Raw genomic sequence first — 11,546 nt, 5'->3', positions numbered from 1 at the left:
CGTCAACAACCTCAACGACAACGCCCCGGCCATCGCCGATGCCGTCGTCAGCCTCGACGAAAACGTCGCCGCCGGCACCGCCGTGACCAACGTCGACGACAGCTTCACCGACAGCGACCTGGACCGCGATGGCGATACCATCAGCTACAGCATCACCGACGGCAACGGCGACGGCATCTTCGCCATCGATGCGGCCACCGGCGCGATCAGCATCGCAACCGGCAAGAGCCTCGACTACGAGACCGCCAGCCAGCATGTGCTGACCGTCACCGCCAGCGACGGCAGCCTGTCCGACACCGCGCAGGTCACCGTCAACGTCAACAACCTCAACGCCGCGCCAATCGCCATTGATGACATCAATACGGTTGTCGAGTTGCCCGCAAATGCACTCTATTATTCCGATAACTCCGGCAATATCGGCATCCTTGATCCAACCACGGGAACTCGCACTCTGATTGGCAATGCCGGCCAAACCTTTACCGATATCGCACTGGATTCATCAGGGAACCTGTTCGGTGCAACCTTCGGCAGCCTGTACAGCATTGACCCGACCACCGGCAGTGCAACCCTGATCGGGTCGATTGGAGCAGGCCCGATAAACGCCTTGGTTACCAGCCCGGATGGCCGTCTGTTCGCTGCCAACACCAGTGGCGGTGTCTATGAGCTATCAACTGCTACCGGCACTGCCACTTCAGTAGGGAGTTTTGATCATGGCTCATCAGGAGACCTGCTGTTCACAGACAATTCACTGTATTTGTCTACCAGCAATGGAACCATTGAGAAACTGGACCTTGCTAGTGGCACCGTCACCACTGTAATGACGGGATTGCCCAGCACGCTTTACAACCTGGCACAAACGGATGTCGGGACGATTTATGGCAGCACCTCAGATGGCAACCTCTACCTGATCGATCTGGTCGCAGGTACCGCCACGGTAACCGGCGTCGTCTCTGCCGGTGCAGAGATGTGGGGATTCGCCGCGGCCCCTGTCGACAGCTCGCAAGTAACCATCAGTGGAGATGTGACTCCCGGCACTCCTGGCCAGGACTATGACCCAGACGGCACTGCCGTGACTGTGATAGGGGTCGCCGCTGGCACCCCCGCTACGGCGCCGAACAGCGGTGTAGCTAGCGTCATCAATGGTACCTACGGCACCTTGACCCTCGACGCAGGCGGTAGCTACACCTATACGCTGGATAACACCCGCGCTGCCGTGCAGGACTTGGATACTGGCGAGGTCGCCGACGAAGTATTCACCTACACCATCACTGACGCCGATGGCGCCACCGATACAGCGACCCTGACGATCAAGGTCAGTGGCGCGGGGGAAGTCGCACTGCTAATAGCGTCGGCTTCCGCCAATGTTTCCGAGGAAGGTCTCAGCGGCGCCAATGCCGACAGCGCCGGCACCACCGATACCACTAACAACACATCTGCCAGCGGCACACTGAACATCAGCAACGCAAACAGTGACATCCTGTCGTTCTCCCTGACTGCTCCGGCAACGGCGCTGAGCTCCGGCGGCCAACCTGTGCAGTGGAGCGGGAGTGGCACCAGCCAGCTCACCGGCACCGTCAATGGTGTCACTGCGCTGCTGATCAGCATCGACAACGTGGGCAACTACAACGTTGACCTGCTGGCGCCACTCGATCACGCAGGAAGCGGCGAAGATCTGAAATCCTTCGGCGTCACCATTACCGTCAACGATGGCAGCAGCACGTCCAGCAGCATCCTGACCGTGAACATCGAAGATGACAGCCCGCTTCTGGCTACCCCCATGCAGGCAGTTCTGCTTGACGGCATCGGAGCGAGCGCAATAGGAGACCTTCACCTGTCCCTCGGCGCAGATCAAAGTGGCTCCTCTATTCAGTTGTCCGGGCTTTCCGTCGATGGCAGCGGCAATATTCTGGCCACGACGCTGAGCAAAGCTGGAGTAGTGATCAGCACCTCGAGCTACCTGACCTATCAGGGCGCCAAGCTGCACTATGTGACCGAGCTGGACGGCTCGCTCAAGGCAGTCAGTAGCGAAGGCGTCGACGTATTCAAAGTGACAGCGAGCCCGGTCAGCGGCCAGTACCAGATCACTAACTACGTGAGCCTGGACTCCTCCAGCTCGACCTTCAACAGTTTCAAGCTCTCGGGCGGCAACTCCGGAGTCTACGATCTGGGCACTGGTAGTAACTTCACGCTGCTGGCCACAGCTACGGCCAACGGAACAGCCGACACAGTCAACACAAGCAACAATAGCTTTGGTGTGGGTGACGGCCAGGCAATCGACACTGGGGATGTACTCACCTTCACCTTCAGTGACAAGACTACTGGCGCAGTCACCAACATGAGCGCCATTGCGCTGACCACCGACAAACTCGACAGTAATGAGCAACTGACCTGGACAGCCTACGACTCTGCCAACCAGATCGTCGGTAGCGGCACGCTGAACGGCGTGAATGGCGGAAAAACCTCGTTGACGATCGACGCCAGCAAGCTCAATGTCGGCGAGTACGAGTTCAGCTCCGTCAACTTCGGCGCGGCTAGTGGCACCTCCTACAAACTGGCTATCACCTCGATCACCGGCCAGACCGCCACCTATGATCAGCAGATCAGCCTGAATGTTACCGCCCAGGACGGCGACAGTGATAGCAGCGCCAGCCAGCCGCTGCTGATAACTTTCGACTCGGACAATAGCGTCCAGGCCGGTGCTAGCGGAACCGCACTGGGCGGCGATAGTGGCAATAACAACCTGATCGGCGGCGAGGGCGATGACATCCTGCTCGGCGCTAGCGGCAACGACACCCTGACCGGTGGTGCTGGGGCAGACACTTTCGTCTGGCGAGCTGGTGACACCGGCAACGATGTAGTCAAGGACTTCAACAAAGGTGAGGACGTTATCGACCTCAGCGACCTGCTCAGCGATGTGGCTGAAGATAACTTAGTGAGTTTTCTGCGGGTTGACACCGCGACCTCGACCTTGCAGATCAACACTAGCGGTCTGCTCGATGGAAGTGGCGGCAATGCTGACATCACGATCAAACTGGAGAATGCAGGCGGTTTCGCATTGAGTGCATCCGACACCATCAACACGCTCATAGCGGGTGGCGATCTAAAGGTCAGCCACGACTGACAAGCAAAACCCCGCTAACATCGGTTAGCGAGGTTTTCGTTCGAGGGAATCCGTTGGCGCTAAGGAGTGTTCGATGTTGTATGTGAAACGCGATACCTGGGGCAATCTGCAACAGGTTCAGGCATCACCGTTCGCAGGCATGGATGGCGAGCTTGCCGCAGATGATCAGGAGGCGTTGGCCTGGTTTGCCAATCAGACGGTAGAAAACAGCCTGCTGCAGCTCCAGCAGAGCGATCTGGACATGATCCGGGTGCTGGAAGACTTGATCACCGTGCTGATCCAGAAAGGCGTGGTGCGGATTACCGACTTACCCGAGGCGGCGCAGAGCAAACTGGTCGGCCGCAGCAAGGCGCGGGACGCCCTTGGCGGGTTGAATCGGCTGATCAATGACGATGAATCCGGATTGATTTAACACGTCCCCCCTGCAGGAGCCACAGCGAGCCGGCTCCTGTTTTTTTGTGCTCGCCTATACCCAGGGCCCCGGCTCGCCAAACAAGCGGCCCTGCACGCCCTCGATACCCATGTCGCGCAAGGCCTGCCACTCGCCGTCGGTTTCGACCCGCTCGGCAATCAGCGGCAGGTCGATGCTGTTGGCGGCGCGCTGCATGGCCTCGATGAACAGGCGCTTGTCGTTCTCGGCGTCGATGGCGCGGATATAGCTGCCATCGACCTTGAGGTAGCTGAGGCCAAGCTTGGCCAGGTTGCCTATCATGCTGAAGCGTCCGCCGAAGTGCTGCAGCCCCAGACCGAAGCCGAGGCTGCGCAGACGCGTGGTCAGCGCTTCCAGGGCTGCGGCATCGGGCAACTGGTCTTCGTCCAGCTCCAGGGTCAGGCGAGTGCCGAGGTGCGCATGCTGACGCAGCCGTTCATAGAGTTGCTGTAGCGCCTGTGGATCGCGAATGGTGCTGCCGGAGAGACTCAAGGCGACGCAACTGCTGTTGCCCTGCAGTTGGGCCAAGACCCAGTCGAGCATGGCCAGGTCGAGACGGGTGGCCCAGCCGAAACGCTCCAGCCAGGGCAGGAAACGCCCCGCCGGCACCGGGTTGTCCTGTTCATCGAGCAGACGCGCAAGCACCTTGAGATGCAACACCTGCGCCGGATCAGCCGCACTCACCACCGGCTGCACGTATAGCTGGAAGCGCCCCTGATTGAGCGCCTGATCCAGCAGGTCATGCCAGCTCTGCCGCTCATCGGCGGCAGGCCGCTGCGTGTCGTGCTCGCTGCAGGCCCAGCTCTGCAGGCTCTGACTGCTGGCCTGGGCCAGCGCCGTATCCAGCGCGGCATAAATAGCCGCGAGCTGATCGCCCGGGGCGAAGGCCGTCATGCCGATATGCGCGACCGGCGAGCAGTCGCTGGCGCCGGTCTGCTGCAGGCTGGCCAGGGCGCCATCCAGGCTTTCTGCCAATTGCTCCGCCTCATTGCGATCGAGACCGGCGGCCAGCACGGCAAACTCGCCGCCGCGGTTGCGCGCCAACAGGTAGCGGCCCTGGCTGAGTTGCTGCAACTGCACGGCGATGGCCTTGAGCAACTGGTCGGTACGCTGGCCGCCCAGGCGCTGGTTGAGTCCGGCCAGGTCGTTGACCCGCATCAGCAGCATGAAACCGCTGCCGGCGTGCTCATCGACACCCACGCGCGCCTGCAGCTGCAGATCGAAGTAGCGCCGGTTGGCCAGCCCGGTGAGGCTGTCCTGATAGGCCTCGGCACGCAGCTTCTCGCTGCGCGCGGCTTCCTCGGCGAACAGCGCCTTGAGCTTCTCGACCATCTGGTTCATTGCATTGACCACCCGCCGGAACTCGGGCGTCTTGGGCAGCTCGGGCAGGCTGAGAAACTCACGCCGGGCGATGGCGTTGGACTGTTCGACCATGTAATCCAGCGGCCGCAGCTGGCGCTTGAGCAGCAGCACGCCTAGACCGATGCAGAGCACGCCACTGAGCGCCAGCCACAGCAGGATGCCGAGCGCGCTTTGCCACAGCTTGCCGACGGCGAATAGCGGATGGCTGACCACCTGCACCCGCGCCGCCTGACGCCAGCCATCGCTGACGATGGCATCGCCGCTGGCGGGCGCCAGATCCACCAGGCTGGCGAACCAGTGCGGCGCTTCCCCGCTGACCGGCACACCAGTGCGCTCGACCAGCACCTGCCCACTCGCCGGGTCGATCACCTCGATGCTCTCGAAATAGCCACTGTCGAAAACCGAGCTGACCATCAGCTCGATCATCGCCATATCCTTGACGTGCGGACTCAGCGACAACCCCAGTGCGGTCGCCGTATCCTGGGCATGGGCACGCAGTTGGTTGACCTGTTGCTCGCGCGAACTCTCCACGCTGACCAGAAAACTGCCGGTGAAACTCACCAGCATCAGCACGCAGATGGCGATAAACAATTGCTTGAACAGTGACATCAACCACTCCTTCGGGTCGCTTTCAAGGGAAGCCTTCGTCCCGCATTTTCTTCAACAGATCCTGCCAGCGCGACAGGCGCTTGCTGTCCCCGACTTGCTTGCCGCCGCCGGCACCGGGCAGCCACAGCCCCTCGGCGTTGAAGGCATAGACAGGCACCAGGTCGCTGCGCCGGCTGGCAGGCTCGATGGCATCGATCAGGTTATCCAGCACCAGCGGTATGGCCTGGGGGTGCTGGTAATAGGTGAGCACCATGTGCGCCTGATTCAGGCGTACGGCCTTGACGTAGGTGATGCGCAGCTTTTCACTCGGTACACCCAGCTGGCGCAGGCTGAAGTACTTGGCGAGGGCATAATCCTCGCAATCGGCGGCACCGCGAAACAGCGCCTCGACGGGCGTGGCCCAGTAATCGTTGACCTTCCAAATCTGGATATCGTCGCGAAAACGCAGGCGCAGGTTGAAGAAGCGGTTGACCGCTTGCAGCTGCTCCATTTCGCTGCCCCCAACCTGCGCCTGCAGCAGTCGTTGCCAATCATCGATGCGGCCACGGCCCTGCCCGAGCGGTCCGTACAACTGCTCGGCGCGCTTGCTGATCAGATTGAAATCCCAGTCGGCCTGCAACGCGCCGCAGGCCAGCAACACGGCCACCAGCCCGGCCGCCAGCCATGGCCGGCGACGATACGCGCGCACTACTTCGATACGACCGGTCTGCAAACTGAGGATTCCACACGTCAGGCCCGCGCCATGTTGCGGGCGACGCAGGCAAAACACAATTGCCAACTGCCATCATGCGGGGACAGCCTAGAGGAGGGGCGCGTTGAACCCGCCATCGGCGCGGCTGATGAGCGCAAAGTAACCGGCAGATCGAGGACATGCGGAGAGAAGGCTGGGGCTCTCGAAAGTGCTGCGCCAGGCGCGAAGCCTGGGGGTGTGAACCTATCCAACACCGTCGCCAGGACGTCTTCAGGGGCTCGGCGCGCAGGTGACGCCCGCCGAGCCTGAGGCAGTTCAACTAGTTGTGCTGACGCTCCCAGCCGCGGCGATCACCGCCGCGCGAACCTTGATCACGCTGCTGGTTCGACGAGCGTTGTTGTTGCTTATGCTGATTGTTCTGCCTGCCATCCCAGCCCTGCCGCGATTGCGCAGCGCGGTAGTCCTGGCGGTGCTGTTGCTGGTTCGACGAGCGATGCTGCTTGTGTTGATTATGCTGCCTGCCGTCCCAGCCCTGGCGCGATTGCGTAGCGCGGTAGTCCTGGCGGCGCTGATCGCGACGACCCTCATGACGCTGATCGCGGCGTCCGTCATGACGCTGTTCGACGCGACGGTCATGATTGTAGTAACGCGGCTGCGGTGCCGGCAGGTAGCGACGCTGATCATAGCGACGATCATCGTAACGGCGCTGCTGGTAACGGTGGTCACCGGAGTAGTGCCGCGGGGCGACATACACCGGGTAGCGCTGCACCCGATAGTGGCTGTCCGAATAATAATGACGGTCATAACCCGAGTAGCCGTGGCCGTCGCCATACACCGCACAACCGGTCAGAAACAGCCCTAGCAGGGCAACAAGCATGGCTTTATGGAGCATGGTGACCTCCGTGAGTACGATAAGAGGAAGGCCAGCGACTGCTGGCCTTCCGGGTACCCTCTTGAAATATTGGACAACTGGCCTGGGCCGAAAGTGCCGGGTTAGCAGCGGCCTTTCTTGGCCTGCCCGGGTGGGCAATGCGGCGGGCCGCCGCTGTCACCGATATCGATGCCGATCCCGGGCAAACGCAGACTGCAGGCCTGCACGCTGACGGCCATAATTGCGATGAGCAACAAACTTAGACAGGTTCTCATTAGCAGCGCCCCTGCATACGCAGGCCCGGCGGGCAGAACCCTCCACCATGCCCACCGTCATAGCCGTCTACATATACCCGCACCGGCTCGCCAATGCGCGCATGCACGCCAGGAGCACTGATGCTGCAACCGCCGAGCAGCAACACTACAACCATCACAGTTAAAATACGCATTTGCGCGACTCCCAGGATCGACCGCAGGCCAGCGGCACTGCAGTTGCTGCATTGAATTGCCGTAATCACTAGATCCGACACTGAATGCAGGCGGACGTTCCTGTCCCGCAATGCAGCACGCCACGGCAATCGCGCCCCCTTGCCGCGCGCAGCAGCACGGCAGCTACAAAGAGTTGATCCACGCCGCCCGCATGACAGGGGGGCGGACACCCGGCCACTATCGTCTAACGCTGCCAGCCGGTGACGCCATGCCGATTGCACGCTAGCATGGCGCCATCATTTCGTGAGCAGAACCTTGCATGTCGTCCGTCCCCTCGACCATCAGTCAACGTCCCCTGGTCCTGCTGCTGCTGGTATTGCTCGGCTGCGGCTTCCTCGCCACCTCGCTGGCCAGCTACTACGCCGCGCTCGAATCGATCCGCGACAACATCGTCAACACCGAACTGCCGCTGACCTCGGACAACGTCTACTCGGAGATCCAGAAGGACCTGGTCACGCCGGTGCTGATCTCCTCGATGATGGCCCGCGACACCTTCGTCCGCGACTGGGTGATGAGCGGCGAGCAGGATGTCGCCCAGATGACCCGCTACCTGCGCGAGGTGCAGGAGCATTATGGCGCCGTGACCAGCTTCTTCGTCTCCGACCAGACCCACACCTACTACCAGGCCAAGGGCGTGCTCAAGCGTGTCGACCCACAGGAGCCGCGCGACAGCTGGTACTTCCGCGTGCGCGATATGCAGGAGCCCTACGAAATCAATGTCGATATCGACATGGCCAACCAGGATCGCCTGACCGTCTTCATCAATTACCAGGTGTTCGACTACGACAAGCGCTTTATCGGCGCCACCGGCGTCGGCCTGACCGTGGACGCGGTGGTCAAGCTGATCGATGACTATCAGGTGCGCTACGACCGCAGCGTGTACTTCGTCGATACCGACGGCCGCATCGTGCTCACCGGCGCTACGGGCGGGCCGATGGGCGCCAGGGTTGGCCAGTCACTCAGTGAGGTGGCGGGGCTGGAAGATCTCCAGGCGAAACTGCCACAGCCGCAAAGCGGCGACTTCGAGTATCAGGAACACGGCCGCGGTCACTTTCTCAACGTGCGCTTCATTCCCGAGCTGGATTGGTACCTGTTCGTCGACAAGCACGAAACCGGGGCGCTGGCCGGCATTCGCCAATCGCTGTACCTCAACCTGCTGATCTGCCTGGTGGTCACCGCCATCGTCCTGATCCTGGTCAGCATTGTCCTGCGTCGTTACCAGGCGCGCATCGCCGCCCTGGCCACCACTGATCAACTGACCGAGTTGCTCAATCGCCGCGGCTTTGACCTGCTGGCCAACCAGGCGATCCAGGAAGCGCGACGCAATCCCAGCCCGCTCTGCGCCCTGCTGCTCGACCTGGACAATTTCAAGGACCTCAACGACAGCCACGGCCATCTGGCCGGCGACGAAGTGCTGCGCGGCTTCGCCAGCAAGCTGCGCGACAACCTGCGTCAGTCCGACATCATCTGCCGCTGGGGCGGTGAAGAATTCATCCTGCTGCTCAAGGACACCTCGCCCGAGCAGGCGCGTCTGCTGGCCGAGAAAATCCGCCAGCAGACCGAGCACAGCCGCTTCAGCTACAAAGGTGCCAGCCTGCACATCACCACCAGCATTGGCCTGGCCGAACTGCACCAGGACGACTCGCTCAGCGAGCTGCTCGCCCGTACCGACCGCGCCCTCTATCGCGCCAAACAGTCCGGGCGCAACCGCACCTGCGAAGCCAGCGCATGAACCCCAGCCGCTGCCCGTGCTGCGGCCGGCGCAACCAGTGCGCCCAGGCCGAGTCCGCCACGCCCGTGAGCGACTGCTGGTGTTTCAGCGCCGCTATCGACCCCGGGGTGCTCGACAGCCTGGCGCCCGAGCAGCGCAACCGCGCCTGCCTGTGTCCCGCCTGCGCCCGGGGCCTGGCGCCGCCCAAACCACAATCAGCCGCCGACTAGCCATGCGTCTCGACCGCTTCCTCAGCAACCTGCCGCGCTTCAACCGCCAGGACGTGCGCCAACTGCTCGCTAGTGGCCGCGTGCGCGTGGATGGCCAGGTCAGTCGCGACGGCCGCGACCAAGTGCGGGTCTTCAGTTGCATCGAACTCGATGCCGAGGTGTTGCAGGCCGGCAAAGCCGCACGCTACTTCATGCTGCACAAACCCGTCGGCGTGGTCAGCGCCACCGAGCATCCCGAACATCGCACCGTACTCGACCTGCTCGACGCACCGGACAAGCATGAACTGCACCTGGCTGGGCGCCTGGACCTCAACACCAGCGGCCTGCTGCTGATCACCAACGACGGCCAATGGTCGCGCCGGGTGACCGCGCCGAGCGGCAAACAACCCAAGGTCTATCTGGTCGATAGCGAAGACCCTATCGACCCGGCCTGCATCGAGGCCTTCGCCCGCGGCCTGTACTTTCGCTTCGAAGACCTGGTGACCCGCCCCGCCGAACTGCAGATCCTCGCCCCGCGCCAGGCACGCCTGACCCTCTACGAGGGCCGCTATCACCAGGTCAAGCGCATGTTCGGCCACTTCCAGAACAAGGTCGTCGGTTTGCACCGCCTCAGCGTGGGCGCGATCCAGCTCGATGAACGACTCTGCCCCGGTCAGTACCGCGCCTTGACGGCCGAAGAAATAGCCGGCTTTGCCAATCACTGACGGCGTTTTCGCACTGAGTCACATCCTTAGCAGGCTAACCGATAAACGGTAGCGCACTAACCGAATTAAGCCTTGCCAGCACCGGGGACCACTGCTTAAATCCAACCACAAGGTCTTGAAGTGACCGGATAGTCACGAAAAGCCATCTAAGCATTCTTTCGGTAACTTGCGCTCTGCGCGAAAGGGTTCCTGCCTGGTAACACGACATCGCTCCAGCCCCGTGAAAAGGCTGGTGCGGATGCTCTATTCCAGCCCTTACCGATCGAAAAATAATTCTTATAAAAACCTCCAGCCTGACATTCGCTTGTCATGTCCAGGCGCTTTGCTATCTGTCCTACTTGCTCGGTAAACGGCCCTGCCCCGCCGCTTGCCATGGTCAATTTGCGCCTGGAGAAACAACATGCAGCCAACCATCGCTGTCGTCGATATTCACGGAACTTACAAGGTTCACACCGAGTTTTACTCCAGCCCCAGCGCCCGCAAGACCATCATCCTGGTCAACGGCTCGCTGTCGACCACTGCCGCATTCGCCCAGACGGTCAAATACCTGAGCACCCAATTCAACGTGGTGCTCTACGATCAGCCTTACGCCGGCCAATCGAAACCGCACAACAGCCACAATCAGCCGCTGACCAAGGAAGACGAAGCGCACATCCTGCTGGAGCTGATCGAGCATTTCAAAGTCGACTACCTGCAGTCGTTCTCCTGGGGGGGCGTCGCTGCCATGCTGGCTCTGGGGCAGCGCCCTGCGCGTATCGAAAAAGCGGTGATCACCTCGTTCTCGCCGCTGCTCAACGAACCGATGCTCGACTACCTGGAAAAAGGCTTGGCCAGCCTGCACGCCCTGGATGGCGTAGGTCTGGGCCACCTGGTCAACAACACCATCGGCAAGCACCTGCCGTCGCTGTTCAAGCGTTTCAACCATCGCCACATCAGCAGCCTGGACGAACACGAATACCGCCAGATGCACGCCCATGTCGACCAGGTCGTGCACCTGGAAACCCATTGCCAGATGGAATGCCTGGCGGGCGTCGATATTCCGGTGCTGTTCGTCAATGGCGAACACGACGAATACACCTCGCCCGAAGACGTGCGCGTATTCGCCGAGCACCTCGGCGAATGCAAGTTCGCCATCATCGACAATGCCGGGCACTTCCTCGACATGGAACACAAAGCGGCGTGGCAGCAATGCAGTGAGGTACTGCTGAGCTTCCTGCAAAGCCAACCGCAGCGCCAAACCGGCTACCGTGCGCAGCTAGACATGCAGCATGCGCTGGCCATATGAACCACACCCTGGCCCATCCGCACCGAGTCGCACGAAAAAGCACT

Annotated in this window: 11 protein-coding genes; 6 read left to right on the top strand and 5 right to left on the bottom strand. The window is 61.5% G+C overall.

The window, feature by feature from the left end; genetic code table 11:
• Both BM315_RS16670 and BM315_RS16665 read left to right on the top strand, forming a co-directional pair.
• On the top strand, window positions 1-3,121 hold a 3,121-nt coding region (locus BM315_RS16670; protein ID WP_141123967.1), incomplete at its 5' end, for a beta strand repeat-containing protein.
• 73 nt (window positions 3,122-3,194) lie between these two features.
• A complete protein-coding gene (locus BM315_RS16665; protein WP_090503002.1) occupies window positions 3,195-3,533 on the top strand; it encodes a tryptophan synthase subunit beta in 339 nt (112 codons plus the stop codon).
• A 54-nt stretch (window positions 3,534-3,587) separates the two neighbouring features.
• Here BM315_RS16665 and lapD read toward each other — a convergent pair whose 3' ends face one another.
• The 5 genes from lapD to BM315_RS24695 all read right to left on the bottom strand — a co-directional run bounded on the left by lapD (window position 3,588) and on the right by BM315_RS24695 (window position 7,532).
• Window positions 3,588-5,522, bottom strand: coding sequence for a cyclic di-GMP receptor LapD (gene lapD, locus BM315_RS16660; protein WP_090503000.1), 1,935 nt, complete (start codon window positions 5,520-5,522; stop codon window positions 3,588-3,590).
• A 22-nt stretch (window positions 5,523-5,544) separates the two neighbouring features.
• On the bottom strand, window positions 5,545-6,234 hold the full coding sequence (gene lapG, locus BM315_RS16655; RefSeq protein WP_425287794.1) for a cysteine protease LapG: 690 nt from the start codon (window positions 6,232-6,234) through the stop codon (window positions 5,545-5,547).
• A gap of 298 nt (window positions 6,235-6,532) precedes the next feature.
• A complete protein-coding gene (locus BM315_RS16650; RefSeq protein WP_090502998.1) occupies window positions 6,533-7,105 on the bottom strand; it encodes a hypothetical protein in 573 nt (190 codons plus the stop codon).
• A gap of 101 nt (window positions 7,106-7,206) precedes the next feature.
• The gene (locus BM315_RS25535) at window positions 7,207-7,323 is read right to left on the bottom strand and encodes a hypothetical protein (protein ID WP_372876474.1); all 117 of its coding nucleotides are present in this window, start codon (window positions 7,321-7,323) and stop codon (window positions 7,207-7,209) included.
• 35 nt (window positions 7,324-7,358) lie between these two features.
• Window positions 7,359-7,532 (bottom strand): hypothetical protein, encoded by a 174-nt coding sequence (locus BM315_RS24695; RefSeq protein ID WP_170862238.1) that lies wholly within the window; start codon window positions 7,530-7,532, stop codon window positions 7,359-7,361.
• A gap of 299 nt (window positions 7,533-7,831) precedes the next feature.
• On the opposite strand from BM315_RS24695, the gene BM315_RS16645 reads away from it, so the two are divergent.
• From BM315_RS16645 to BM315_RS16630, 4 genes are all read left to right on the top strand, one after another.
• Window positions 7,832-9,304 (top strand): sensor domain-containing diguanylate cyclase, encoded by a 1,473-nt coding sequence (locus BM315_RS16645; RefSeq protein ID WP_090502996.1) that lies wholly within the window; start codon window positions 7,832-7,834, stop codon window positions 9,302-9,304.
• Complete coding sequence (locus tag BM315_RS16640; protein WP_090502994.1) at window positions 9,301-9,513, top strand: cysteine-rich CWC family protein; 213 nt, start codon at window positions 9,301-9,303, stop codon at window positions 9,511-9,513. The genes BM315_RS16645 and BM315_RS16640 overlap by 4 nt, the downstream gene beginning before the upstream one ends.
• 2 nt (window positions 9,514-9,515) lie before the next feature.
• Window positions 9,516-10,217, top strand: a complete 702-nt coding sequence (locus BM315_RS16635; protein ID WP_090502992.1) for a pseudouridine synthase — start codon at window positions 9,516-9,518, stop codon at window positions 10,215-10,217.
• Between the two features lie 400 nt (window positions 10,218-10,617).
• A complete protein-coding gene (locus BM315_RS16630) occupies window positions 10,618-11,502 on the top strand; it encodes an alpha/beta fold hydrolase (RefSeq protein ID WP_090502990.1) in 885 nt (294 codons plus the stop codon).
• Window positions 11,503-11,546 lie beyond the last annotated feature (44 nt).

Source organism: Pseudomonas borbori (assembly GCF_900115555.1).
Taxonomy (GTDB): Bacteria; Pseudomonadota; Gammaproteobacteria; order Pseudomonadales; family Pseudomonadaceae; genus Aquipseudomonas; species Aquipseudomonas borbori.
This window is presented reverse-complemented; position numbering and strand designations above follow the sequence as displayed.